Source organism: Pseudomonas sp. ES3-33, from assembly GCF_000952175.1.
Lineage (GTDB): Bacteria > Pseudomonadota > Gammaproteobacteria > Pseudomonadales > Pseudomonadaceae > Aquipseudomonas > Aquipseudomonas gregormendelii.
Genome location: NZ_JZRI01000086.1, coordinates 1 through 25,899 on the forward strand (window position 1 = coordinate 1; position 25,899 = coordinate 25,899).

General features: G+C 61.4%; 27 protein-coding genes and 1 pseudogene. 13 read left to right on the plus strand and 15 right to left on the minus strand.

All coding sequences use genetic code 11. The features are described 5' to 3' along the window. Positions 1–265 (plus strand): DUF6124 family protein (locus tag UB23_RS16145; RefSeq protein ID WP_045060301.1); only part of this gene is annotated, 265 nt, incomplete at its 5' end. Positions 266–445: 180 nt separating this feature from the next. Here the strand turns inward: UB23_RS16145 and UB23_RS16150 are convergent. After that, a complete protein-coding gene (locus UB23_RS16150) occupies positions 446–859 on the minus strand; it encodes a response regulator (protein WP_045060302.1) in 414 nt (137 codons plus the stop codon). A 70-nt stretch (positions 860–929) separates the two neighbouring features. Then, positions 930–1,130 carry a Flp family type IVb pilin gene (locus UB23_RS16155; protein ID WP_045060303.1) on the minus strand — a complete coding sequence of 67 codons (201 nt, stop codon included), beginning with the start codon at positions 1,128–1,130 and terminating at the stop codon, positions 930–932. A 331-nt stretch (positions 1,131–1,461) separates the two neighbouring features. Here UB23_RS16155 and cpaB point away from each other — a divergent pair, with 331 nt between their 5' ends. Genes cpaB through UB23_RS16195 form a run of 8 tightly spaced genes read left to right on the plus strand, consistent with a single transcriptional unit; the run spans position 1,462 to position 8,896 of the window. Then, entirely contained in the window at positions 1,462–2,406 is a 945-nt protein-coding gene (gene cpaB / locus UB23_RS16160) for a Flp pilus assembly protein CpaB (RefSeq protein WP_045060304.1), read from the plus strand. A gap of 35 nt (positions 2,407–2,441) precedes the next feature. Next, the gene (locus tag UB23_RS16165) at positions 2,442–3,641 is read left to right on the plus strand and encodes a type II and III secretion system protein family protein (RefSeq protein WP_236695864.1); all 1,200 of its coding nucleotides are present in this window, start codon (positions 2,442–2,444) and stop codon (positions 3,639–3,641) included. Then, on the plus strand, positions 3,638–4,828 hold the full coding sequence (locus UB23_RS16170) for an AAA family ATPase (protein WP_045060306.1): 1,191 nt from the start codon (positions 3,638–3,640) through the stop codon (positions 4,826–4,828). The genes UB23_RS16165 and UB23_RS16170 overlap by 4 nt, the downstream gene beginning before the upstream one ends. Next, positions 4,825–6,099, plus strand: coding sequence for a CpaF family protein (locus tag UB23_RS16175; protein ID WP_045060307.1), 1,275 nt, complete (start codon positions 4,825–4,827; stop codon positions 6,097–6,099). Before UB23_RS16170 ends, UB23_RS16175 begins: the two co-directional genes overlap by 4 nt. Before the next feature lie 13 nt (positions 6,100–6,112). After that, complete coding sequence (locus tag UB23_RS16180; protein ID WP_045060308.1) at positions 6,113–6,997, plus strand: type II secretion system F family protein; 885 nt, start codon at positions 6,113–6,115, stop codon at positions 6,995–6,997. Position 6,998: 1 nt separating this feature from the next. Then, positions 6,999–7,889: a type II secretion system F family protein gene (locus UB23_RS16185; RefSeq protein WP_045060309.1), complete on the plus strand. Its 891-nt coding sequence runs from the start codon at positions 6,999–7,001 to the stop codon at positions 7,887–7,889. Between the two features lie 24 nt (positions 7,890–7,913). Beyond that, positions 7,914–8,624 carry a tetratricopeptide repeat protein gene (locus UB23_RS16190; protein WP_045060310.1) on the plus strand — a complete coding sequence of 237 codons (711 nt, stop codon included), beginning with the start codon at positions 7,914–7,916 and terminating at the stop codon, positions 8,622–8,624. A gap of 11 nt (positions 8,625–8,635) precedes the next feature. Next, positions 8,636–8,896: a DUF3613 domain-containing protein gene (locus tag UB23_RS16195; RefSeq protein WP_045060311.1), complete on the plus strand. Its 261-nt coding sequence runs from the start codon at positions 8,636–8,638 to the stop codon at positions 8,894–8,896. A 146-nt stretch (positions 8,897–9,042) separates the two neighbouring features. Here UB23_RS16195 and UB23_RS16200 read toward each other — a convergent pair whose 3' ends face one another. After that, entirely contained in the window at positions 9,043–9,834 is a 792-nt protein-coding gene (locus UB23_RS16200; RefSeq protein ID WP_045060312.1) for a response regulator transcription factor, read from the minus strand. Positions 9,835–9,952: 118 nt separating this feature from the next. Then, entirely contained in the window at positions 9,953–10,423 is a 471-nt protein-coding gene (locus UB23_RS16205) for an A24 family peptidase (RefSeq protein ID WP_045060313.1), read from the minus strand. A gap of 75 nt (positions 10,424–10,498) precedes the next feature. Between UB23_RS16205 and UB23_RS16210 the strand changes: the two genes are divergently transcribed. Further along, complete coding sequence (locus UB23_RS16210; protein WP_045060314.1) at positions 10,499–10,939, plus strand: TadE/TadG family type IV pilus assembly protein; 441 nt, start codon at positions 10,499–10,501, stop codon at positions 10,937–10,939. Then, positions 10,936–13,677 (plus strand): ATP-binding protein, encoded by a 2,742-nt coding sequence (locus tag UB23_RS16215; RefSeq protein ID WP_045060315.1) that lies wholly within the window; start codon positions 10,936–10,938, stop codon positions 13,675–13,677. The genes UB23_RS16210 and UB23_RS16215 overlap by 4 nt, the downstream gene beginning before the upstream one ends. On the opposite strand, the gene UB23_RS16220 is transcribed toward UB23_RS16215, so the two are convergent. The 5 genes from UB23_RS16220 to UB23_RS16240 all read right to left on the minus strand — a co-directional run bounded on the left by UB23_RS16220 (position 13,674) and on the right by UB23_RS16240 (position 18,189). Next, the gene (locus UB23_RS16220) at positions 13,674–15,665 is read right to left on the minus strand and encodes a pilus assembly protein TadG-related protein (protein WP_045060316.1); all 1,992 of its coding nucleotides are present in this window, start codon (positions 15,663–15,665) and stop codon (positions 13,674–13,676) included. The two genes, UB23_RS16215 and UB23_RS16220, sit on opposite strands and share 4 nt — an antisense overlap. Before the next feature lie 222 nt (positions 15,666–15,887). Further along, positions 15,888–16,445, minus strand: a complete 558-nt coding sequence (locus tag UB23_RS16225; RefSeq protein ID WP_045060317.1) for a DUF4136 domain-containing protein — start codon at positions 16,443–16,445, stop codon at positions 15,888–15,890. Positions 16,446–16,498: 53 nt separating this feature from the next. Continuing rightward, the gene (locus UB23_RS16230; RefSeq protein WP_045060318.1) at positions 16,499–17,125 is read right to left on the minus strand and encodes a DUF4136 domain-containing protein; all 627 of its coding nucleotides are present in this window, start codon (positions 17,123–17,125) and stop codon (positions 16,499–16,501) included. A 12-nt stretch (positions 17,126–17,137) separates the two neighbouring features. Beyond that, a complete protein-coding gene (locus UB23_RS16235) occupies positions 17,138–17,887 on the minus strand; it encodes a methyltransferase (RefSeq protein ID WP_045060319.1) in 750 nt (249 codons plus the stop codon). Then, entirely contained in the window at positions 17,887–18,189 is a 303-nt protein-coding gene (locus UB23_RS16240; protein ID WP_045060320.1) for a MazG-like family protein, read from the minus strand. Before UB23_RS16240 ends, UB23_RS16235 begins: the two co-directional genes overlap by 1 nt. A gap of 224 nt (positions 18,190–18,413) precedes the next feature. Here UB23_RS16240 and UB23_RS16245 point away from each other — a divergent pair, with 224 nt between their 5' ends. Continuing rightward, positions 18,414–18,707, plus strand: coding sequence for a hypothetical protein (locus tag UB23_RS16245; protein WP_045060321.1), 294 nt, complete (start codon positions 18,414–18,416; stop codon positions 18,705–18,707). A 28-nt stretch (positions 18,708–18,735) separates the two neighbouring features. Beyond that, complete coding sequence (locus UB23_RS16250) at positions 18,736–20,085, plus strand: MATE family efflux transporter (protein ID WP_045060322.1); 1,350 nt, start codon at positions 18,736–18,738, stop codon at positions 20,083–20,085. Here the strand turns inward: UB23_RS16250 and UB23_RS16255 are convergent. From UB23_RS16255 to UB23_RS16275, 6 genes and pseudogenes are all read right to left on the minus strand, one after another. Then, positions 20,079–20,954: an alpha/beta hydrolase gene (locus UB23_RS16255; protein WP_045060323.1), complete on the minus strand. Its 876-nt coding sequence runs from the start codon at positions 20,952–20,954 to the stop codon at positions 20,079–20,081. The genes UB23_RS16250 and UB23_RS16255 overlap by 7 nt on opposite strands. Before the next feature lie 12 nt (positions 20,955–20,966). Further along, positions 20,967–21,113: pseudogene (locus UB23_RS30780) on the minus strand (DUF4123 domain-containing protein); the annotation flags it as partial. Between the two features lie 54 nt (positions 21,114–21,167). Beyond that, positions 21,168–23,081, minus strand: a complete 1,914-nt coding sequence (gene speA / locus UB23_RS16260) for an arginine decarboxylase (protein WP_045060324.1) — start codon at positions 23,079–23,081, stop codon at positions 21,168–21,170. A gap of 214 nt (positions 23,082–23,295) precedes the next feature. Then, positions 23,296–23,667, minus strand: coding sequence for a translation initiation factor Sui1 (locus UB23_RS16265; RefSeq protein WP_045060325.1), 372 nt, complete (start codon positions 23,665–23,667; stop codon positions 23,296–23,298). A gap of 290 nt (positions 23,668–23,957) precedes the next feature. Next, entirely contained in the window at positions 23,958–24,515 is a 558-nt protein-coding gene (locus UB23_RS16270; RefSeq protein WP_045060326.1) for an NUDIX hydrolase, read from the minus strand. A 3-nt stretch (positions 24,516–24,518) separates the two neighbouring features. Then, entirely contained in the window at positions 24,519–25,586 is a 1,068-nt protein-coding gene (locus tag UB23_RS16275; RefSeq protein WP_045060327.1) for a DUF2333 family protein, read from the minus strand. Between the last annotated feature and the right edge of the window lie 313 nt (positions 25,587–25,899).

The window sequence follows — 25,899 nt, forward strand, 5'->3', positions numbered from 1 at the left end:
CACCCTCGACTCCCCCTCCATCGCCGACATCAAATCCGCCCCACGCACGCCCTGTAGCCTGTTCAGCGTGGACCCTGGCGCCTCGACTGAAACCCTGATGACGTATCTGGTGGAGACCCTGGCCTCGGTTGATGTGATGGTCCATCACCTGGTGGATCACCTGGACGGCGAGTCGCGCAATGCGCTGCTGGGTATTTCGAACACGATCATGCTGGCGGAGATCACAGCGAACCGCGTACTGGATCAAATCGACACGCCGACGTAGAAGCCAAACGATCCCCCGGTAGGAGCTGCCGAAGGCTGCGATCTTTTGATCTTTGAATCTTTTGATCTTTTGATCTTTTGATCTTGGCGATCGGCAGGAATCAAGATCAAAAGATCGCAGCCTGCGGCAGCTCCTACGGGATCGGGTGCTGGCGGCATGAATCGGTAGGACCGGGTTTGTTCAGCCGGAGGTCACTTGGGCCAGGGGCTGCGGGAACAGGTTGTTCAGCGTTTCCAGCAATCGCACGTGATAGATCGGCTTGCGAAACAGGTCGAGCACTTGCAGGCGCAGCATGTCGCTGACGTCCTCCATGTCCGCATGCCCAGACGTGACGATCACGGGGAGATGCTGACGTGAAGTGTGCTCGCGCAACCGCTTGATCAGCGACATGCCGCTCTCCTCCGGCATTCGCAGATCGGTGATCACCAAGGCGATATCAGGATGGCGGGTAAGGTGATGCAGGGCGAGTTTGACCGACGTTGCCGTGAAGCAACAAAAGCCCTCGCCCTCCAGCAGTTCGGCAAGCTCCAGCAGCGCGTCTTCTTCGTCGTCGACCAAGAGCAACTGCTGGCGTGGGGGTGAAGATAATGTCATGTGGCGTTTCCGCTACGGCAATCCTAGGTTTAACCACATTAGCCGACGATCAGAAATACGGCTGATTATCTTAACTGCTTGGCACGACAGCCTTGCCTCCAATTCCTTTGTTAAGTTCGGTGAAAATTTCGCTGACCCGATCTCCAATGGGGGTAATAAACACCACAACAACAACCGCTACCATCGCCGCCACAATCGCATACTCGATCGCCGAAGCGCCTTCAGTACTTTCAAAAAACACGCGAATTTTCACATACAGTTTAAGAAACATCTGACAACTCCTTGGGCCCCTGGGCACCGGTATCACGGACCGAGACATGATTGCTCCGTGCCACCAAAGCATTGTCAACAAACCGGCCCCCAGCAACTGTAAGAACGGTTTAATTACTAAGTATTAGCACTTTCTTATGCACCCAAAAAAAACCTGCTATTTCGGCCACTTCTTCAACTTTTGGCAGCTATTTTCATTGTGGTTAATGGCATTTCGCTTTACCTGCGCTACCGTCAAATAGCGAAATCGTTGAATGTTCATAGCTGCTTAAGCACGAATTACCCCGTCTGGATATGGGCCAAGTCTTGCAGCAGGAAAAGGAGAGCCCGTCATGAACAGTCGCGTCACCATGGGTCTTGCAGGGATGTTGCTAGTGGGCGCAGTGGTCGCCGGCTACTGGGGTTTGATGCTCAGTCGCGCGCCTGTTGCCCAACCGGTCGAGACTCCCACCGCCGTTGCCGCCATCGAAAAAACCGTCGCCACTGCCGAAGACCAGACCCGCCAGTCGGTGGTCGTAGTGGTACGCGATGTGGCCCCATTCACGCCATTGACCGCCGCCGACCTCGCCGTGGAAAAACTGCGCAGCGCGCCGGCCGGCAGCCTGGGCAACATCGACCAGGCGCTCGGGCGTACGCCGTGGCGCACACTCAACGCCGGCACCTGGCTGAGTGAGGACAGCTTTGAAAGCGGTGGTGCCGTGGCACGCATAATTCGCAGTGACGAGCGCGCACTCGCGGTCGCCGTCGATGAAGTGATTGGTGCCGCAGGGCAATTGGCGCCGGGGGACTATGTCGACGTGCTGCTGTACTTGCGCCAGGACGAGAGCAACCCGCAACAGTCGGCACAGATCGTCATCCCGGCCATGCGTGTGCTCGGGGTCGGCGACCAGCTCGGCCTGACCAACGACGGCAAGCCTGCCACCCCGCCCCTGAACGCTGAAGAAAAGATCAAGCAGGATCAGCGCCGCATCGCCGCTCGCACCGTACTGCTGGCCGTGCCGGAACCATTGCTCAGCCGCCTGATGCTGGCGACCCAGGCAGGCACTTTACGCCTGGCGGTGCGCAGCGCCGAGGAGCAGCGCCTGGCCCGTTACTGGGCTGGCGAAAGCGACACGCCCGGCAATCTTGATGCTGCCAACAGAGGCCTGATCCAATTCACCCAACTGGCCCTGGGCGGCGCGCCGAAAACACCCGTCAGCAGCCCTGTGCGCACGGCCGTCGCACGGCCTGGGGTGGAAGTCATTCGTGGTAACCAGATCACCCAACAAACTCCCTGATCGAGCAAGGATGCAGTTCTATGCCCAGTCGTTCCATGCCGATACTTTGCCCGCTGTTCGCTTGCCTGGTGTTGACCGCAGCTGACACCAGCCTTGCCGCCTCCAGCAATTGCACGGCCTTGAGCCCGTTGCCCAGCGTGCTGGAAGTCGGCGAAGGCCTGCAGCAGGAGCTGCAATCTGCGGTTGCGATCACTCGCCTGGCCGTCGGCGACCCGAAGATCGCCGACGTGCGCACCACCGGCGCCAGCGGCTTCCTGCTCACCGGGATGGCACCCGGCGCGACCAGCCTGATGGTCTGGACGGCCTGCTCGACCACTCCGCGCCAGACCATGGTGTTCGTCCAGGGCAAGGCCACCGCCGCGCTGACCGGCGTCGCCCTGCCTTCCGAGGAACCGCTGCTGCCCTCCCAGGTGCAGACCGACATCCGCTTCGTCGAAGTCAGCCGATCCAAATTGAAGGAAGCCTCGACCTCGGTTTTCGGTACCCGTGGCAACTTCCTGTTCGGCGCGCCCCGCACCCTGCCGACCATCGACGGCGTGGTGCAGCCGCGACTGCCGGTGAATAACGATCAGTTCAATATTTCCTGGATTGGCGGCAAGACCATGGTGATGATTAACGCCCTGGAAGGCAGCGGTTTCGCCTACACCCTGGCACGTCCCAGCCTGGTGGCGCTGAGCGGGCAAAGCGCGAGTTTCCTGGCCGGCGGCGAAATCCCCATCCCGGTGCCCAGTTCCGGCAGTGACAACGTCTCGATCGAGTACAAGGAATTCGGCATCCGCCTGACGCTGACCCCGACCATCATCGGCAGCAATCGCATCGCCCTGAAAGTTGCGCCGGAAGTCAGCGAACTGGACTACAGCAACGGCGTCAACATTGCTGGCACCGTGGTCCCGGCGCTGACGGTACGCCGCACCGACACCAGCATTTCTTTGGCCGATGGCGAAAGTTTTGTCATCAGCGGCCTGATCAGCACCCGCAACAGCTCCCAGGTGAACAAGTTTCCGGGGCTTGGCGACATCCCGATCCTGGGTGCGTTTTTCCGCGACCAGAACATCAATCGCGAAGAGCGCGAGCTGCTGATGATTGTCACCCCGCACCTGGTGCAGCCACTGGCGGCGAACGCGCAACTGCCCTCGCTGCCCGGGGAAAAGTTGCGCAACTACGACCCGAATTTCTACCGCATGTACTTCCTTGAAAACGGCAACTTCGATAAACGCAGCGGGTTATCGCAATGAGCCAGAGCCTGAGCCAGACCTTTCTCGCGATTACGCGCAACGACACTGACCTGGAGTGGCTGCAGGGCGCCCTGGCACCCTTGGGCCAGGTGGTCAGCGTCGGTGGCGGCAGCCTTGACGAACTGCTGGCACTGGTGGATGTGACGTTCGCCAGCCTGGTGTTCATCGGCCTGGACCGCGACCACGTGGTGGCCCAGAGCGCGCTGATCGAAGGGGCCCTTGAAGCCAAGCCGATGCTGGCAATCGTCGCGCTGGGCGATGGCATGGACAATCAATTGGTGCTTAACGCCATGCGCGCAGGGGCCCGGGATTTCGTCGCGTACGGCTCGCGCTCCAGTGAGGTCGCAGGCCTGGTGCGGCGCCTGAGCAAGCGCCTGCCGCCTGTCACGCCCAGTAATCACCTGGGCGGCCTGACGGTGCTGTACAGCGTGCAGAGCAATGCCGATGGCGCCTTGCTGTCCACCCATCTCGCGCAAGTGGTGCAGAAGAGCGGGCAACAAACCCTGTTGCTGGACCTCGGATTACCACGGGGTGACAGCCTGGCCTTGCTGGGCCTGGAGAGCTCGTTTCACTTCGGCGATGCCCTGCGGCACTTGCGACGCCTGGACGCCACGTTGATCGACAGCGCGTTCAGTCGCTGCGAGGGCGGCTTGCGGATCCTCGCCTATGCCAGTACCGATGAACCGCTGGAACACACCAGTGCGGCCGAGCTGTACATGCTGCTCAGCGCGCTGCGTCATCACTTCCAGCACATTGTGGTGAACCTCACCGGGCAGCAGGACAGCGAGGCGCTGCGAACCTTTGTCAGCCACTGCGACAAGTTGCTGTGGTACACCGACCAGAACGTGCTCGATTGCCGGCGCAACCTGGCGATCCTCAATTTCTGGCGCGAAAAAGGCATGAAGCTTGACCACTCCCGGCTGCTGGTGGACCGCTACCTGCGCGACGTTAGCCCAGACGCCGAGACCCTGGGTAAAAGCTTCGGCATGGAGGTCATCGCGACGCTCGCCAACAGCCCGCAGGTGCGACTCAACGCCAAGAACCAGGGCGTGTCGCTGTTCGAACTGGCACCGCGAGAAACCCTGACCCAGGGCCTGCGCACCCTCGGCGAACGCCTGGCGAAACGCTCCGAAGGCATCATCAAGCGCAAGGCGGGATGGTTCGACCGCCTGAGGGGTGCGCAATGAACAGTGAAAAGCTGTTTGGCGCGCCAACCCGTGGCGCCGTCGGCAACACCGACCATGAGGGCCTCAAACTGGTGTTGCACCGCTACATCATCGACGCCATCGAAGAGTCCGGGAAAAACCTGCTGGAGGGTACCCGGCAGGTGCTGGCGCAGTTTGTCATCGACAAGATCGCCGAGTACATCGCCCGCCTCCACCTGGCAATCTCCCGCTATGAAATGGAGCGCCTGGCCGAAGAGATTGTCGACGAACTCACCGGCTTCGGTCCCCTCGAAGTGCTGCTACGCGACCCGGCGGTGACCGAGATCCTGGTCAACGGCCCGCACCGGGTATTTATCGAACGCGATGGCGTGCTGCATCAGAGCGACTTGCGCTTCATCGATGCTCACCACGTCGAACGCGTGATGCAGCGCATCCTCGCGCCCCTCGGGCGAAGGCTCGACGAGTCCTCGCCAATGGTCGATGCGCGCCTGCCCGATGGCAGCCGCGTCAACGCGATCATCCCGCCAATCGCCCTCGATGGCCCGTGCCTGTCGATCCGTAAATTTCGCAAGGACATGCTCAAGAGTTCGGACTTGATGGCGATGCAAACCATCGACCAGGCGATCTTTGATTTCATCCAGGAGGCTGTCGGCAAGCGCTGTAATATCCTGATCAGCGGCGGCACCGGCACGGGCAAGACCACCTTGCTGAATATCCTCAGCCAGTTGATCAACCCTCACGAACGCCTGGTGACTATCGAAGACGTCGCCGAACTGCAACTGGGCCACCCCCACGTGGTGCGCCTGGAAACCCGCCCGCCGAATGCCGAAGGCCACGGCGAAGTGAAGGCCAGCGACCTGATCCGCAACGCCCTGCGGATGCGTCCCGACCGGATCATCCTCGGCGAGATCCGTGGCGTCGAAGTGGTCGACGTACTCACCGCCATGAACACCGGTCACGACGGCTCGATGAGCACCGTGCACGCCAACAACGCGCAGGATGCGTTGCTGCGCCTGGAGACCCTGGTGGGCCTGACCGGCCGCAGCATCGCCGAGCGTACCTTGCGGCAGATGATCTGCGCCGCGCTGGATGTGGTGATCCAGTTGACGCGCATGCCCGACGGACGCCGCTGCGTCAGCGAAGTCGTGGAAGTGGTGGGTATCCGCGACGACGTGTATGTCACCAATACCCTGTTCCGGCTCGATCGACGCACCGGTTTCGGCTTTCTGCGCGAGGCGGTCAACCCCGCCGGCGACAAGCTGCGCCGCGAGTCGTTCGGCGACCTTCAGTGACCGCGAGGCGCACATGATCGGTCCTCTGTTGCTGTGCCTGGTGTGCCTGTTGCTGCTGACCTTTTCCGTGCGCCTGTTCTACCAGGGCGTGCGCAAATCCGGCAGCGAAAGGGTCTTGGAACGCCTCGGCCAGGGGCAGCCGGAACGGCTACCGGAAAAAACTCGCTGGACGGGCCTGGAGCGGGCATTCCTGCGCGCAGGCCTGGGGCGCCCCACCGACCGCCTGGGTATCTGGCTGGCGCTGTGGGTGGTGTCGATGCTGATGGGTTCTGCCGTCGCGAGCTGGGCCGGTTTCCTGCTGTTGCTGGTGGTGCCACCGTTGGCGCTGCGGGTGTATGTGTCCTGGCGCTATCGCCGGCGGATCCACCGGATCGTCGAGCAGTTACCCCAGATGCTGGACCACACGGTACGCAGTCTGAAGTCCGGTCGTACCCTGGCGGACGCAGTGATGGGCTCGATCGACGCCAGCGAGGATCCGTTGAAAACCGCCATGGGCAGGGTTCAACGCAACGTGCAGTTGGGCGTAAACCTGCCCGACGCCGTGAATGACTTTGCCGAACTGTATGAGCAGGACGAACTGCGCATGTTCGCCCTGGGCCTGAAGGTCAATCACCGTTATGGCGGCAACGCCAGCGAGCTGCTGGAGAACCTGATCAAACTGATTCGCGAGCGCGACCAGGGGGCTCGCCAGTTGCGTGCACTTACGGGTGAAACCCGCATGACCGCCTGGGTCCTGGGTTCGTTGCCGCTGATCCTGGTGAGCTATTTCATGATGAGCAATCCCGGCTACATGCTGGGGATGTGGAACGACGAAGGTGGACGGCAGATGCTGATCATCGCCGTGTGCCTGCAAGTCACCGGTTGCCTGGCGCTGTGGCGCATGTTGCGGAGCGTGTGAAATGGCCATAGCAATGCTTGTCAGCTCGTTGCTGCTGCTGGGCGCTGTGATGTTGATGTTCGCCAGCCTGTTCGAGCGCCACCGCCGCGAACGCCAGGTCAGCCAGCGCCTGCAGGGGCAGATGGTGCGGGACAACCGCCTGGGCACCTGGCTGCGCGCCGTGGGCGACAGCAAGGTGGGACAACGCAGCGTCAGTCTCGACAACGAAACCCAGGTGCTGCTCAACCGCGTGGGATGGCGCCGCGCCCGCCAGCGCTCGATGTTTGCCGCGCTGCAAATAGGCACGCCGTTCGTGGTGATGGGCCTGGTGATCGGGCTGCAAACGCTGTTCTATCCACAGGCCAGCAACCACTGGATCGCGCCATTCTTTGCCTTGGCCATTGGCTACCTGCTGCCCAAGCGCCTGCTGGCCTACGCGGCCAAGCGCCGGCAAAAACAGATCGCGGTGGAAATCTCCACGCTCATTCCCTTGCTGCGCATTCTGTTCGAGTCGGGGATGGCCGTTGAGCAGGCCCTGCGCGTTTTGAGCGTCGAAGCCCAGCGGCTGCTGCCGCAGACCACCCAGGAGCTGAGTCTTATTCTGGCCCGGGTCGACTCCGGCCTGGAGCTGGGACAGGAGCTGAACAAGGCGGCCAACGTGCTGGCTATCGACGAGTTTACCGACACCTGCGTGATCCTGCAGCAACTGATCCAGCAGGGCGGCGGTGCGATGAAGTCGCTGCTGGCGCTCAAGCAGCTGCTCGACGACCGGCGCCTGACCAACCTGCAGGAATACATCTCCAAGATGTCGGCGAAGATGTCGGTGGTGATGATGCTGTTTCTGTTTCCAGCGCTGTTGATCGTGTTGGCCGGGCCGGGGTTTACCGCGATTGGCCGAGCGTTCTCGTCCTGATTTGGGCTCTTGAAGAGGTTACTTATGAAAGCACTGATAGCCGTGATGAGTCTGCTGATGCTGAGCGGATGTGCCACCAACGGCCAAGCGCCCTGGTCCAACCTGACGACCTCCGCCAGTTGCGCCAAACCCAGCGCCGATCAGGAGCTGGCGCTGAACCTGGCCGATGACATGGCCAAGGACGGCAAGCTGCACGCCAGCCTCGCCAACCTGCAGAGCCTGCCGGACAACCTGGCGGATGTACGCCTGCGCAAGGCCCGGGTTTATCGCCTGCTTGGACGCAGCGATGCCGAACCCTTGTACCGCAGCCTGCTGGGCAGCTGCCGCGCCGCCGAAGCCGAACACGGTCTCGGCCAACTCGCCGCAGGTCGGGGTGACAACGGCCAGGCCCAGGCGCATCTGCAACGGGCCGCACGGCTGGCACCGACTGACGAAAGAATCCGCAATGACCTGGGCGTGGTCTACATGAACCAGCTGCGCCTGGACGACGCACGCTTCGAGTTCCTGACCGCCATCGAGCTCAAGCAGAGCGATCAACTGGCGGCGGTGAACCTGGTGGCATTGTTAATCTATCAGGACAACTGGCAACAGGCTGGTGAACTCGTCAGCCGTGCCGGCTTGAGCCCGGAACAATTCGGCGACGCCAAGGCCCGCGCCGAATCACTCAAGGCACCCGCCCCGCCACGGCCGTCCACCAGCGGCCAGGTGGCGGTTGTCACTGACGCGCTGAAGTAGAGGAGAACACCATGAAACTGACCATCCTGTGCTGCCTGCCCCTGCTGAGCCTGCCAGCCCTGGCCCTCGACGCCGGCCCCTCTTCACCACAACAGCAGGAAACCGAAGGCTGGCTGGTTTTGCAGAGCCGAAACCAGGCGGCGTCCAACATCCCGCAAACGGCCACGGCGGCCGAGCGGGAACGGGCCATGACGCGGTTCCTGAAAAGTTTTGAGTACCCGATACCGGAGTTTTATGAGCAGGATACGGGCGGGTCGCTGGAGGGGAATTGAGAGGCCTTCGGATACCTTATGCACATCCTGTATGCACATCCCCGTAGGAGCTGCCGAAGGCTCGGGCCGCGTTCGGACGATCTTTTGTCTTTTTAAAGATCAAAAGATCGCAGCCTTCGGCAGCTCCTACGGTGGATTTTTGCCACTCAGTGGGCTGTGACTCTTTGGCGCAAACCTGAGTTATTGGGGGACAACGCCAGTGCCAATTGCGTGCGATTGTGCATGTGGGTCAGACGCAAAACCTGCGACACATACAGCTTCACGGTGTTTTCGGTAATCCCCAACTCACAGGCAATCTGATAGTTGGTCTGCCCCTTGCCCACCAGCCGTGCCACGTCCAGTTGCCGAGGGGACAGCTGATTGAAAATCGACGGTATCTGCAGCCGGTCCGGATCAATGAAAGCATCGTCCGAGGCCTCTGCCCCGCCACGGGCTGACGGATTGCGTCGTACCTTGTCCAGGTCCTGATACAGATCATCGATGGACTCGGAAAGGTACTGCAGCTTCTGATTCAAATGCCCCAGCTGCAGACTCTTTTGCCGCTCCTGCAACGCCACTTCCTGGCGTTGCAAACCGTCCAGCAATTCATCCAGGTCGATGGGTTTCTGATAGTAGTCGGCAAAGCCTGCGCGTAACGCCTTGATCACGTCCTGCTTGTCCGCGCGCCCCGTCAACATGATGGCCTCGAACACCCGATGCTTGCCGGACAGGCGTTGCAACTCCTGAACCAGCTGAATGCCATCCATGCCGGGCATGTGCAGGTCACACAGCACCAGGCCGACATCGGCGTCATCGGAAAAACGCTCGATCGCTTCCTGACTGGAGCCACAGGGTACGCACTGATAACCACTGCTCTCGAGAAACTCGCCAAGTTCTTCCACGATCAACGGCTGATCATCAACCACAAGGACTTTTACTGCCGAGGTGAGCTTGTTCACGTGCTACTCCATGCCAACGCCAAAATCTGGCTATTCCTGTACTGACAGCCACGGGCTGTACAACTACGACTGACTTGAAAGTAGACGTAATTTTCGACTCTGTACACACGACATGCGACTAGCGGAGCCAGGCCATGGTCAGCACGGCGCCCGCCAGTACGAACGGCGCAAATGGTTGTTTTTTTGACATTTGCGGGCCCATATAGCGCAATTGTTCCCTAAGTGATTGACTCATATATAGCCAGAGTTTTGGCGAAATCAACAACCACAAAACGCTGACCACTCCTGCGCCGATGATCGTGCCGAGAACGTGCTTACCGTCCGTCGCAAGCGCCAAAGCTGTCACTAATTTCACATCACCGGCGCCCATACGACCCATCCAGTAGCCCGGCAGCGTGAAGGCCAGCGCCAGCAGGAACGCCAGGCCGCCCTGAATGGCCTCGGCGCCCAGCCAGGTGCTGCCGGTCCACAGCAACCAGACCAGTGCCAACGCGCCAGCGCCGAGGGTCAGGACATTGGCAATGTGTCGCTCTCGAGCGTCCTGCGCGGCGCACACCATCAGCCAGATGATCAGGAAAAAACTCTGCATGAGGTAAAAGCCGTCCGTTTTGGCTGAATGATTCTATGCTGATATTACGTCGTGATTGTCAGGGTAGACGCACACATGAAAACCGCCCTTCCCCGTAAACAAAAAGGTGCCGTGGCGATTGAGTTCGCGCTGGTGTTCGTGATCTTTTTCGCGGTGCTGTATGGCCTGCTCAGTTACAGCCTGCCGTTATTGCTGATGCAATCGTTCAACGAGTCGACCGCCGAAGCGGTACGGCGCAGCGTGGCCGTGGACCCGACCACCGCCAACTACAAGCAGACCGTCGAGACACTGGCGACCAGCGTCCTGACTCAACGCCTGTCGTGGATTCCGCCGGCCTTGAATTTCAGTGTCGCCAGCGACGCGAAGGCGGAGTACGCCGGCGGAGTGCTGACGGTGCGCATCGACTATCCCAGCAGCAAATTGAACAGCGTGCTGCCTTCGCTGGTGCTGCCCGGGATCGGCCCGGTACCCAGCCTGCCGACCACGCTCAGCGCACAATCGAGCCTGCAGTTTTGAGTTCCGGCGATACGTTGCTCGGGCGTCTGCTGCAACGGCAACCGGCGAAAGCCCTCATCACCGGACACGCCATGAGCGCGCCCGGAGTCGGTTTACACATCCAGCTGGATGCCGCGGCTCGAGTGATGCACCTGGCGGGACCGCTCAGGCACGCACTCGCCCGTCAGGCCGTGAGCGCCCAGCCGGTACCACTGCGCGACTACCTGATGCCCCACAGTTGCCTGTCCATCGAAGGTTCGCCTGGGGATTGGCTTGGGCACAGCCTGGACCTGGACTTTCAAGGCCTGGGCGATCAGCCCGTGCACCTGCGCGGCTGGGTGCAGCCTCAAGCCGAAGGCTGGTTATTGCAGCTGCTGGACATCGGTGACCTGTTGCTCGAACGCCGTCAGGCACGCAGCCGCGAGCAGTGTCAGCTGCTCACAACCCAGATCAGCGAGCAACTGCGCCTGTGCAGTCTGCCGCGCTTGCCCCAGGTGCTGACCGACCAGCTGCAACTTCTCGCCCAACGTTTGCACATCCCTTGCATTGCCGTCGCGCTGCTCGACGAGCAGGCACAGGGCTGGCAAGTGCATCAGCATGCCAAGGCCTTCGACGCGCCACAGTTATGGCACCTGGGGCAACGCCTGGGCACTGGCCTCGACACCTTGAACAGCGGCGCCCCGCAGCCGTTGATCAGCGGCGAGCATCCGCGCCTGCAGGATATTTTCGGCCATGCCGAAGGCTTCGCCGTGCCTTACCAGGACGCCCAGGGTATCGCGGCCTGGTTGTTGTGCGGTTTTTACCCCGTGCAACAGCGCGCGCCCGACTTGAGCCATCGCGACTGGTTACAGCTGATGGCCGCGCTGGCAGCGCCCCTGCTGGAGCGTTTGCGCGAGCAGCGCCACCATCTGCACCTGGAGCGCCTGGAAGCCCTGCAAACCTTGCTGGGCACCGGCTGGTGGGAGCTTTTCGGTGATCGCCACGAGCTGCAACTGGCCCCATCGCTTGCCAGCGACCTGGGCCTGGACCGGAGGTTTTTACCGGTGCGCGACTGGCTCGAACGGGTACACCCCGCCGATCGCGAAGAACTCAATGCCCGCCTGCTCGACCTGCAGGACAACAGTGCACCCCTGCTGCTGTGCATCCGCGTGCTGCAGGCCGATGCCGCGCAATCGCCGACCTGGTATCGCCTGCAAGGCCAGGCTATCGGCGCGGGGACACAGCGGCGAATCATCGGTTTCATGCTCGACATCAGCGACATCAAAAACCAGCAGCAGCACACGGCAACGGCGCATGCGCGGCTGGACAACCTGATCGCCAGTTCACCGCCGGTGATCTATGTTCAGCGCTACGTCGAGGGCGCGCTGCTGCCGACGTTTTTCAGTGACAGCCTGCTGCCGTTACTGGGCTTCTCCCTCGCCGACTGCAGCCCCGCGATGCTGGTCGAGCGAGTGCACCCGGATGACCGCGACCAGTACTTTGAACGCACCCGACAGTTGCTGCGCCAGGGTTCGGTGCAGGCGCGTTACCGGATGCGCGACAGTCTTGGCGATTACCACTGGCTGCTCGATGAAGCCCGCCTGCTGCGCGACGATCTCGGCCTGCCGGTGGAGGCCGTGGGCCTGTGGCTGGATGTCACTGAAGTCACCCAGGCTGCCGAGCAGGTTCGACAAAGCGAGGAACGCTATCGCCTCCTGGTGGAAGACTCCCCGGCGATGATCTGCCGTTACCTGCCCGACCTCACGCTGACCTTCGGCAATCGTCCCCTGGCGGCCTATCTGGAATGCGAGCCGCAAGCGTTACCCGGTGTGAACCTCGGCAGCTGGATGTCGCCGGAACAGCGCGAGGCGTTTGTATCGCGCCTGGGCCAACTGACCCCCGAGTTTGCGGTGAGTACCGCGGAAATCAATCTGCAACTGCCGGGACGCGAGCATGCATGGTGGGTCTGGTCGGATCGCGGGGTGTTCGATGATCAGGGGCGCCTTCTTGAAATCCAGGCCGTGGGCCGCGACAACACCGAGGTGCGGCGCGCCCAGCAGCAACTCACCCAGAGCGCAAAAATGGCCACATTGGGCGAGATGGCCACGGGCCTGGCCCATGAAATCAATCAGCCGCTGAATGTGATGCGCATGGCCGTCGTCAATGTGCTCAAGCGCCTGGGCAATGGCGATGTGCAGGTCGATTACCTGACCGAAAAGCTCAAGCGCATCGACGCTCAGGTCCAGCGCGCAGCGCGGGTGGTGGACCACATGCGCGTGTTCGGTCGCCGTTCCGAGATCGAGCAGCAACCATTCAATCCGTTACATGCCATTGAAGGAACCCTCGCGTTGCTGGCCGAAGGCATGCGCGGCAAAGGGCTGGAGCTGCGAATAGGCGAGGCCGGCTTCCAGGTGCAGGTGCGCGGTCATGTCGATCAGCTGGAACAGGTGCTGATCAACCTGATGGTCAATGCCCGGGATGCCCTGCTGGCCAAGCGCGAGGATGATCACCCGTTCCAGCCGTGGATCGCGCTGGACGCCGAGCGCGATGCGCAACACGTACGCCTGTGGGTCGAGGACAATGGTGGCGGTATCGATCCGCGGCTGATGGAGCGGATCTTCGAACCCTTTTTCACCACCAAGCCGGTGGGTGTGGGCACTGGCCTTGGGTTGTCTGTGAGTTACGGCATTGTCGAGAACATGGGCGGACGGCTCAGTGTGAGCAATTCGGCACACGGCGCACGCTTCTGCATCGAGTTGCCGATATTGCCCCAGTCTTAAATCACCAGCCCGGCGCGACCCGGGGGCTTGCAACTGAGGTTGGCGCCGACGTCGACTTTGTTCAGGGTGATGCCGAGGGCGGCGAGCAGGTTGTCGAGGATGGGGTCGAGGACTTTGCTGAGCAGGCCATCAATGACCACGCCCAGCGTGTTGTTAACTGCGTCCAGCGCCCCCTTCACAGTGGTCAGTAAATCACCCAGTACATTTGGAGCCACAGGTTTGTAGGCCTGCACCTGAACACCCGCCAGGGTGGTTTTCAAGCTGTCGACAATGCCCTGCGTACCCAGGCTGTAAAACAACGGAGGTTGTTTGATCTCTGGAGGCTGGTTGTAAATGTGCGTGCTCTGGGTGCTGGCGACGGGCGAATCGACCTTGACCCCAAGGCCGCCGCCGTAAAACGGCTTGCGTGTCGACAGATCGCAGGTTTCTGGCCCCAAGCCCAGCAAGGGAATCTTGCAAGTGATGGCGCCAACGTCGATCAAGGGCAACGGTTGCACCGTTACATCTGCCGAAGACGAGAATGCGTTGGTCGTGTCGATTTTGCCGACCTTCAGTTTCACCAGGGCCGTATTGGTCTGGGTCGTCAGCGTTTTGGTGGCATCACTGGCGCATGTGTAGTCGGTCACATGGCTGTTGGCACTGCCGACTTCCAGGGCGATATCAATTCTGGAGGTGGGCAGGATGAGCAAGTTCGTACGCTGGCAGGTGCCGCCCAGAACACAGAAGACTGACTGGAGCGCTCCGCCGAGGTTGAGGTGCAACACGTTGTTCAGGGCGTCGGTCACGCCTGAGATCAATGACGTATTCAAGATGGCAGCGGGCAGACCGACCACTCCCGTCAACAACGGCGGTAGATTAAGCGACAGCACCGTGCGCACCTGTGCCGTGCGCACGAAAATACGGTCGGGCCCCATCGGGTTGGCTTTGGCCAGTGCCGGATTACCCACCGCCGACAGCTGCGGCGGCTCGATCACCTTGACCCGTACCGAGCCATTGACCAATGCAGGAATATTCAGTGGAAGGTCGACCACGATGCCGTTCTGGCTGTTGGCCAGCTGCACAAAGGCTTCCACCAGCTGGAACACTTGCAGATGGGTATTGAGCGCCGACGAAGGCGTGCCGGTCTGCAACTGCAGCAGTTGCCCTAATGCAAGCTCGGTGCTGCCGGCTACCACCTTGAGATCGGTCAGGCCACTGACTGCCACGTTAGTCGTTGTGCCGCCAGCCTGGAGCACGGTGATCGCGGTGTCCAGCAACTGGGTCAGCTTGATTTTCTTGTTGAGCAATTCGGTGTAGTTGCCGGCACTGACGTTGACGTCCAGGGCCAGTTGATTCAGGTAGCTCAGCAGATTGATGTTGGTATCGACCAGGCCTTGCCAGCCCACCGCGCTCAGATTAAGGCTGCCGCCGAGCATTTTCCCCAACAACAGGTTCAAGGCCGCCGACTTGCTGGAGTCGACCACCAGCGCTGTGCTGCCGATCGTCAACATGGCCAGGGGCGGCAGCACGGCCGGGGCACCGACTGCTGTCGCGGTGAGCCGGGTGTTGAGGCTGACCGGGCCGGGACTGAACAGTGCACCGACACCGGCGGCGATGCTGGTGGGGACCACTCGGGTGGCGATCACGCGGATGGCTGCTTTTTTACTGGCATCCGGCGTAAAGCTGCGCAGCTTGTCGGCGCCGGTCTGCAAGACTCCGCAGGTGGTGGTCAGGGTAATGCCGTCGGCGACGGTCAGGCCGTTGCGGGTGGCGCTTTCAGTGGCGTACCTGGCCGCGGTGAGATTGGCCAGGCAATCGCCGTCGCGCGTCACGGCTTCAAGGGCCGCCACATCGGCGACTCGCTGCAGCTTGCGCTGCTCCAGGTAGAGCCTGCCACTGTCGAGCACCAGCAACATGAACATCATTGCCAGGCCGAGGGTAAGCGCGGCTACCAGACCGATCGCGCCACGTTGCCGGGCGGGACCGTGAAACTGCAAGCGGGGAGACATTGTGCACTCCTTTGCCGGCGTACTGCCGAGGGGTTACCTCCATGGGTATGGGAGAGTGTAGACAAGGGTTTTCAGAGCTGCACATGAGCGGTGTGCAGGAACTGTCGAGTGCAACGAGGCTGCGATCTTTTGGCTGTGTAATGTTCAAAAGCAAGATCAAAAGATCGCAGCTTCGTTGCACTCGACAGCGCCTACGGTTGATTGCGGTGCTGCATCAAGTTTTTATCTAGGCGGGTAATTTGCCAATATCCGCGCCACCGTCTCGCGTATCGCGGTGCTGCGATCAGCCGGGTTCGGCGAGCGGGCGAGCATTTGTTCGTCGCTGCCGCGCCAAACCAGCTTGCCGTCCTTGCCATCGAGCAGGTCGATCTGGACCGTCGCGACCTTGTAGGTGATGTTGCGGGTTTCGTTGTACATCGGCCCGCCCCAGTAACCATTCCATGGGCCGCCCCAACCACCGCCGTAGTTGGTGGTGACCTGCTGCTGGCGCTGCTCGACAATCAGGTAGGTCTGGACGCTCAGGTCACCCTTGATGCCAGCGGCAGCCGGGCGCAGGCCGCGCTGGTCGAGCTGTTCGGTTACCGCCTGGCGGATGCGCTGCTCGGTCAGATCGCTCTTGATTCGCGGGTCATCGGGGCGGTATTGCAGGGCCGGCTCTTTCCAGCTCCAGCTACGGTAAGCGGCGAAGTCACGACTGGCATCAAAGTCATGGTTGACCTGGTCCGAGGCACAGGCGCCGAGCAGCGCGATCACGACCAGTAAAGCGAGACGGCGGAACATGATGATTCTCCGAGTGAGGCATGAACCTGCGTAATGCGTCTTATCTACTTTAGCTAACCGGGAGGATACGCCGACATGGCTTTTTCCACAGCCTCCCTGATCGCATCGGCCCTGGCGCTCTGCTTGCCCTGGTTGCTGGTTTCGGCACTGGCGCTCCACACCGGCTGGCCGCTTTGCGCATCGAACAGGTCGACCCGCACGACCACGACCTGCTCCTGATAGGTGCGCACGATCGGCACTGTGTTGTACATGCCATAGCCGCTGCCGCAGCAGCGGTTATAACCGCCACCGCCGCCGTAATAACCGGCACCGCCATAGTAGTCATCCCGCACCTGACGCAAGCGGGTTTCCAGGCGCAGGTTAGCGCTGACGAACAGGTCGGCCGGGCGATTGTCGTGCAAGGGTCGCAAGCCGCGCTGGTCGAGGGCGTTGCTGACGGCTTCGGCCACCTGCGCCGAATCCGCCCAGGCAGTCCCCGGCGGCAATTGACCGTTCAACCAGGCCCAACTGCGATACCGGCCGTAGTCGCGCGCAGGTGCCGGATAGGCGCTGCGGTCGAAGGTAGTGGCGGCTTGAGGTGGCGCGGGCGGCAACGGCCTGGAGGTCGCGACATAAGGGTTGCTGCCCTGGCAGGCCGCCAACCCCAGGCAGATGATCAGTAAACCCGAACGACTTTTCATTTCATGCTCCGATCAGATCGGCCGACAGATCCAGTGCAAGTAGCGCCCAAGCCCGGCAAAGCTTGGGTGACGGCGGTGCGCGAGTTCCATTTCAAGCAGGTCCACCAGTTCCGCGCGGGCCTGGAATTCCACCGGCATGTAGTCGTGGAAAACCCGTACCCCGCTTTGGGTTTCGACCCGCCACAGGCCCTCAAGTTGCGCCGCAAGTTCACGCGGGTCCAGGGGCTGTTGTGGCGTCAGGCTCTGTTTTTCCCCCGCCATGTCGTTTTTGCGCATCTTGCGAAAGTGGCCTTTGAGCAGGTTGCGGTAGATCAGCGCATCGCGGTTGTAGAACGCCAGGGACAACCAGCCGTCCTGCCGGGTCAGTTGATGCAAGACCGGCAATATCGCGTGGGGCTCGGCCAACCATTCCAGCACTGCGTGACACAGCACCAGGTCGTAGGGTTCGGTAAGCTGGCCGAGCAGATCCTGCCAGGGTGCCTGGATAAAAGTCGCGTGTTGCCCGGCCTCGGCGAAGCGCTGGCGAGCACCTTCAAGCATCGGTTCGGCAGGTTCGGCGAGCGTGACGTCATGCCCGCGCTGGGCCAGCCATAACGACATGTGGCCCAGGCCCGCGCCGATATCCAGAACGCGCAACGGCCGGTCCGGCAGGGTTTCGGCCAGGTCGGCCTGGAGAACGGCCAGACGAATGGCGCCCTTGGCCCCACCGTAGATTTTTTCGGCGAAGCGCGTCGCCAGCTGATCGAAATGACGGTCACTCATCAGCTGAACCGCCGTTCGCTGTCCGCCAGCTTGCTGCGTACCACTTCATTCATGTCCAACCCCAACTCGCTGCACAACAGCAGCAGATAAAGCACAATGTCGCCAACTTCCTGACCGGCATGGGCGAGTTTCTCGGCCGGCAGCTGGCGCGACTGGTCTTCGGTCAGCCACTGGAAGATCTCCACCAGCTCGGACATTTCCACGCTGGCAGCCATGGCCAGGTTTTTGGGGCTGTGAAATTGTCGCCAGTCATTGCGATCGCGGATGGCGTGCAGGCGTTCGGTCAGTTCAACAAGGTTCATCGGGCTCTCCTGAAGACGTATAGCTTCAAGGGGTTGGCCCAGGACTGCAAGCGTATCGATGGAGTGTCGAACTTTGCCCCATAATCCACAGTCGATGCCCTGTGCAGGAGCTGCCGCAGGCTGCGATCTTTTGGCATAGTCATTAGCGCCAAAGATCAAGATCAAACGATCGCAGCCTGCGGCAGCTCCTACGGGGCTCATCATTCTCTCAGGACGAACTACACATGCAGGTAGAAAGCTTTTTCGAATGGCTCGGGCAGGCACTCGGCTCAGTCATCCGTTTTATCGTCGACGGCCTCAGCGGCCTGTTCAATCTGTTGAGCCATGCCGGCGCCAACTTCGTCGAGGGGCTGTCCCGGGCGCTGGGGATGGACACTTCGATCATCAGCATCATCGCGCTGGTCCTGGGCCTGATGCTCTTGTGGTCGGCCATTCGGGCGTTCATGAATGCGTCGATCATCATGGGGATCATCTGGCTGCTGCTCGGGTTGTGGCTGTTGAGCTGGATCATCCACTGACACACAATGGCTCCCCCAAGGAGCCTGCATGTCCAACCTGAGCAACGACTGGCGCGACCGCCTGACCCATCGCCGGGTCTGGGCGCTTGCCGCGCCCATGATTCTGTCCAATATCTCGGTACCGCTGGTGGCGCTGGTCGACAGCACCGTCATCGGCCACCTGCCCCATGCCCATCAACTCGGCGCCGTGGCCGTGGGCGCCAGCCTTTACACCTTCCTGGCGTGGGGCATGGGCTTCCTGCGCATGGGCACCACCGGTTTCGCCGCGCAGGCGGCCGGCCGAGGCGATGGCGCGGCGTTGCGGCAGATCCTGTTGCAGGGCTTGTTGCTGGCCCTGGGGCTGGCGATTGTCCTGGGCGCAGCAGGCGTACCCCTGAGCGGAGTCGCGCTGCACTTCATGCAGCCTTCGGCGGAGCTGGACCAACTGACCCGCGAATTCTTTCACACCCGACTATTCGGGCTGCCGGCAGCCCTGGCCAGTTATGCACTGGTTGGCTGGTTCCTCGGCACGCAGAACGCTCGGGCACCCCTGGCGATACTGCTGAGCACCAACCTGGTCAACATTGCCTTGAACCTGTGGTTCGTTCTGGGCCTGGAATGGGGGGTGACAGGGGCCGCCCGGGCCTCGGTCATCGCTGAATGGACCGGAGCAATCATCGGCCTGCTGATGACCCGCAAGGCCCTGCGCGCCTACCCCGGGCACATCGCCTGGGCGGCGCTGGCCATCTGGCAGAGCTGGCGCCCCTTGCTGGCGGTCAATCGCGACATCTTCATTCGCAGCCTGGCGCTGCAGTCGATTTTTTTCCTGATCACCGTGCAAGGTGCGCGGCTGGGCGACGCTACTGTCGCCGCCAATGCGCTGCTGCTCAACGGCCTGTTGCTGACGGCTCATGCACTGGATGGCCTGGCCCACGCTGTGGAAGCGTTGTGCGGCCATGCCATTGGCGCCCGTGACCGGCAGGCGTTGCGCCGCTCCCTGGTGGTGGCCTGCGGCTGGTCGCTGCTGGCGAGCCTGGGTTTTGCCGTGCTGTTCCTGTTTGGCGGGCATCTGTTCATCGAGATGCAGACCGATATCCAGAGTGTGCGCGACACTGCGTTCATCTACCTGCCCTACCTGGCCGCGCTGCCATTGATTGCCGTGTGGAGCTACCTGCTCGATGGCCTGTTCATCGGGGCTACGCGCGCCCGGGAAATGCGCAATGGCATGTTGCTAACGGTGGCCCTGCTGCTGCCCTTCGCCTGGGCGCTGCAAGGGTTGGGCAACCATGGTCTATGGCTGACCTTCCTGCTTTTCATGTTTCTGCGCAGCCTGACACTTGGGGCGTTTGCCTGGTATCTGCAACGAAACGACGGCTGGTTTGCCGGCAAAGCTCACTGAGCCGGCGTGGCCTTGATGAAGCCTTCGACCTCATCCAGCACCGGTGCCAGGCCGCGCATTGGCCGGGACAACGCTGCCACCAGGGTGGCATGACCGGTGCGGGAGAAATACAGGTCGCGCACCGGCACCCCGGCTTCGCGCAACTTGCGCGCCAGGCCACCGGTGTTGCGACCAGGGTCGACCAGCTCATCATCGCTGGACGCCATCAGCAACGCCGGTGGCGCGCCTCGACTGACATGGTTGATCGGTTGTGACAGGGCCGGCGAATTCGGCCAGAAGAACACCGGGCGCACGTCAGGGTTAACGATGGGCAGAAAGTCATAGGGACCGGCCAGGCCGATCCAGCCGCTGATGTCATGGGGCGACATGCCAGCAGCTCCCAGTAATTGCGGGTCCAGTGCCAGCATCGCGACGTTGTACGCGCCGGAGCTATGCCCCATCAGGTACAGCCGCTGCGGATTGCCGGAAAACTGCTGGATGTGCGAGCGGGTCCAGGCTACGGCCTTGGCGCCATCCTCGAGAAACGCCGGGTAGCGCACCTGCGGATACAGGCGATAGTCCGCCAGCACCGCCACGATTCCCCGGGATGCCAGGGCCTCACCGACAAAACTGTAATCGCTGCGCGATCCGCTGTTCCAGCTGCCGCCGTAGAAAAACACCACCACCGGGGCGTTTTCCATGGGGTGGCGCGGGACGTACACATCGAGTTTTTGCCGCGGGTCGCTGCCATAGGCAATGCCCTCGGTCTTGTCGAAGCTGTCTTTAGGGGTCAGTGCATTAAGCGCCTTGAGCGGTGAACAGGCCGCGATCGCAGCCAGCACCAGCGCGCCAATGGCCCGTTTGCAAAATAGCCGAATCCTGATCGCCATCGACGCCACACCTCAGGGTTTGTTGTTCTGCCACAGATAGCGCAGCCACAACCACTCATCGAGCACCTGTCGCTCGCTGAAACCTAGCGCCAGGCCTTCCTGAAGATGGGACCACGGGCGCTCGTAATCGGTCCCCGTGGTTTCACTCCACTGCCAGGCTCGCCCGCGCCAGGCCAACCGGCCCCACGCGAATCAAGCCTTGGCGCCAACCCGTCAGGACGACAGGTAAGACGAACGGGTCAGGCCCAGACGCAAGGCGTCGAGGAACTGGGTGCGTTCGGCGGCAGTGATGCGCGCGCTGGCGCATTTGTCGCGGTAGTGGGTCATCAGCTCTTCCGGCGACAAGTGCACGTAGCGCAGCATGTCTTCGATGGTGTCGTGGGTTTCGATACCGGCGTGATACACACTGCCATCCGCGTTCTGGTAGATGTTCACCGAGTCGGTGTCACCGAACAGGTTGTGCATGTCGCCGAGAATTTCCTGGTAGGCGCCCACCAGGAAGATACCCAGCAGGTAGTCTTCACCTTCGTTCAGACCGTGTACCGGCAGGCTGGTCTCGATGCTCTGCTCGTCGACGTACTGCTTGATCTTGCCGTCGGAATCGCAGGTCAGGTCTTGCAGCACGGCACGGCGCAGCGGCTCCTCGTCGAGACGGTGCAGCGGCAGGATCGGCAGGACCTGGCCGATGGCCCAGGTGTCCGGCAGGCTCTGGAATACCGAGAAGTTGCAGATGTACTTGTCGGCCAGTTTGTCGTTGAGTTCGTCGAGCACCTGGCGGTGCGAACGCTGACGCGCCTTCAACGAGTTGTGCAGGCGACGGCACACCGCGAAGTAGCATTGCTCGGCCAGGGCTTTTTCCGCCAGGGTCAGCTTGCCATCGGCGTACTGGGTAGCCACGTCGCTCATGTAGTGAGTGGCGCGCCAGTAGGTTTCGGTGACCATCTCGATGTCGGTCGGGCCCAGCAGGTCTACCAGCCACTGCACGGTTTCCGGCAGGGCCTCCTTGTTCTCGATCTGCGGCACGTCGTCGTTGTGTTTCTCGACGTCGGTGACCTGCACCACCAGCATGGCGTGGTGCGCCGTCAGCGAGCGACCGCTTTCGGAGAAGATGTTCGGGTGCGGCAGGCTCTGCGCGTCGCAGAATTCCTTGAGCATCCCGACCACGACGCCGGCGTAGTCGTCCATGTCGTAGTTGATCGAACTGGCGTTACGCGAGTGGGTACCGTCGTAGTCGACGCCCAGGCCGCCACCGACGTCGATATGATCCACCGGCAGGCCGAGGTTGCGCAGTTCGCCGTAGTAGCGGATCGCTTCCTTGAAGCCGTGCTGGTAGTCCGCCAGGTTGGCGATCTGCGAACCCATGTGGAAGTGCAACAGGCGGATGCCTTGGTCCAGGCCCGCCGCGCGGAAACGCTCGACCACCGACAGCAGCTGCGCCGCCGACAGGCCGAATTTGGATTTCTCGCCGCCGGTATCCGCCCACTTGGACGACGCCAGGGACGACAGGCGCACGCGCAGGCCGACCTGAGGCTTGACCTTCAGCGAGGCGGCTTCTTCGATCACCAGCTCAACTTCGGATTCTTTCTCGATCACGATGAACACGTTGTGCCCGAGTTTCTGCCCCATCAAGGCCAGGCGGATGAACTCGCGGTCCTTGTAGCCATTGCAGACGATGGTGCCGCCTTTGGGCGCCAGGGCCAGCACGGCCAGCAGCTCGGGTTTGGAACCGGCTTCAAGGCCAATGGAAACATCCTGGGTGGCGATGATGTTTTCGATCACCGCTTCCTGCTGGTTGACCTTGATCGGGTAAAGCGCGGTGTACTTGCTCTGGTATTCCAGGCGTTCGATGTTCGAATCGAATGCACCGGTCAGCTGACGCACGCGGTCTTGCAGGATGTCGGGAAAACGAACCAGCAATGGCAGGGACAAGCCGCTCTTGCGCAGCTGGTCCACTTGCTCGAACAGGTCGATAGGCGAACTGGCGGGGCCGTTCGGACGAACCTCGACGCGACCGGCGTCATTGATGGCGAAATACCCGGCCCCCCAATGGCGGATCCCGTAAACACTGCGGCTGTCCGCAACTGTCCATTGGCTGCCATCGTCTTTGCGTGTGCGTCGTACGGACATTGAAGTCCCCTATAAAGAAGTCATAGAGCGTCGCCTGGGTTCAGGCCGGCGCAGTCTAAAGAATGAAAATGACGGTTCGTCAACGAGGGGGTAGACCTCGCCGACCGCAGTGAGTTTAGAAACCGGTCAGAACAGGCTCTGTGAAAACCATGTGGACGACGCCAGACCTGCTGTGAGGACTGGATCAAGTCGAGGGTGGTTTTCACAGAGGCTGCTAGCCGCCGGACTTCTTTGCCTTGAAACCGAGCTTGATCAATTCCGCCAAGAGTAGTTCGACATGATCGCCCTGGATTTCAATGATGCCGTCTTTCAACGCACCCCCGGTCCCGCAACGTTTTTTCAACGTGGTCGCCAGGTCCTTGAGCGCATCTTCAGCCAGGGGCACACCGGTGATGGTGGTCACCGTCTTGCCGCCACGTCCCTTGCTTTCGCGACGTACGCGAGCAATGCCGTCACCGGCCGGGATCACGGTCTGTTTGCAGATGCAGGCGTCCACCGGTTTACTGCACTCGGGGCAATGACGACCTGCGTCGGTGGAAAATACCAGGCCACCTAGGGCGGCGAAGGATGCGGCTTTTTTGGCCACCGGCAATCCTCTTGGGAGGACAAAGACTGGCCGCAGCGCATGGCTATCGACCGCGAAGCCCCACTCAGGCAGGGGCAGCGCTACTGAAACGGTATGCGCCATTTTCTGTAGGAGCGAGCTCGCTCGCGATGGACGTAAACGATAACGCGGGCATTCTGAATGAACGCGTCGCCCTTGAGTACATCGCGAGCGAGCTCGCTCCTACAGTTACAGCAATACCGGTTCAGTTTGAAAAGGTCGCGCAGTGTAACGGCAAAAACGCCGATTGCTAAGAGCCAATCGGCGCCAATTTATAGCTCTTTTGCGACGTCTTTCCCGCAGGCGCGAAGATAGCGCTTCAAAGCCGCCAGCGAGTCCGGGCAGTAAGGCTTCTGCCGGATTTCCAGCATTACCTGGTCGATGGGTAGAAAGCGCGCTTCAACCACCTCTTCGGGCTGCAGGATCAACGGCCCGTCCCACACTGCCGAGAACGCCGAACACCACAAGCGATTGCCGGTGTCCTCGAAGTAGAAATGGTCGTGGGCGGTCAACTCCACCCCGCCAACGCCCAGCTCTTCTTCCAGTTCCCGTGCGGCCGACTCGGCGTAGGTTTCGGTGGCAAGCACCATGCCGCCAGCGGCAACGTCCCAGTAACCGGGATAGATCGCCTTGCTCAGGGTGCGGCGGTGCACGCACAGCTCACCCGCCGAATTGAACAGCATGATGTAGGTGCCACGCCCGATCAGGCCCCGCTCGCGCAGGTCGGAACGGACCAGCGCGCCGAGCAGGTTGTCCTGCTCATCGACCCAGGCAATCTGCTCGGCGTCCGAGGCCGCGCGGTGGGCGGCCTCTTTGTCGCTGTCAGCCATGACTCAGCCCTGGTTGAGCAATTGACGCAAGTCGATCACTGCGGCGTTCGCTCGGGAAATGTAGTTAGCCATGACCAGCGAGTGGTTGGCCAGAACGCCAAAGCCGCTGCCGTTAAGGATCATCGGACTCCACACCGGCTCCTGCGAAGCTTCCAGCTCACGAATGATCTGGCGCACGCTGACGGTGGCGTTTTTCTTCGCCAGCACGTCAGCGAAGTCGACTTCAATGGCGCGCAGCAGGTGGGACAAGGCCCATGCCTGGCCGCGGGCTTCATAGAATACGTTGTCGATCTGCATCCACGGGGTTTCGACGATTTCCTCGTCAACCTGTGGTACCTGGCCCGGGGCCACGACCTCGGTTTTCAAGGCGGTGTTGAGCTTGACCCGGCCAACGCTGGCCGACAGTCGCTGCGACAACGAACCCAGGCGTGTGCCCACATCACCCAACCAGTTGTTGAGGTTGTCGGCACGGGCGTAGAACAGCGCATTTTTCTGCGAAGGATCGGACAGGCGAGCCTGGTAGCGGCTCAGGGAATTGATGCCTTCCTGATACTCGGACTCACTGGACGGCAGCACCCAGCTCTTGTTGTCGAAGTTGAAGCGCGGTTCGGCCTTGGCCAGGTCCGAGTCTTCCGCCGATTGCGATTGCGAGCGGGCAAAATCTTTACGCAGTGCTCGCGTCAGGTCGCGCACCTGCACCAGCACCCCGTATTCCCAGCTTGGCGTGTTGTCCATCCACAGGCCTGGCGGGAAACGGTCATTGGAAATATAGCCGCCCGGCTTGCTCAGCAAGGTATCGGCCACGGTCTTGAGGGTTTCAACCGTGGTGTAGCCGATGACCATCTGCTTGCCTTCTTTCTCGGCAGCGACCTGGGCATTCTGCTGAACCGGGAACAGTGCCGGCTCCTGGCTCCAATACCAGCCCAGGGCGATAGCCACCAACAGGTACAGGCCGATCAAGGTGACCAGCGCCCGGCTGAACAACAGTCCACCTATATAGCTGCGGGTGGCTGATTTTGGTTCAGCGGCACGTTCAGGCGCGCTGCCCGCGCGGTTCTTCCAGTCCAGCATGGCGATATCCTTTCAATCACTTGAGTTCATCGGTTCGACCACAACCCTACGCCATCGTGCCTCGTTTGCCGCGCATTAATACGCGCATGCCGCAAGCATCAATCGCACGGTCGATACCGCCACTATAAATGAACACCACGCCTTGTGTTGGTGCGGCGTACGCATCCCGTACGCAGCACCGCGACTCGCCAGTCATAAACTGAATGAGCTCGCTATGCAGATTATTGACATGCGACACTGATCCACCCTCGGAAGAGATGCTAGCATAGAGCCACCAGTCGATCTCAGCATGCACCCTAACTAGTAGTCAGGA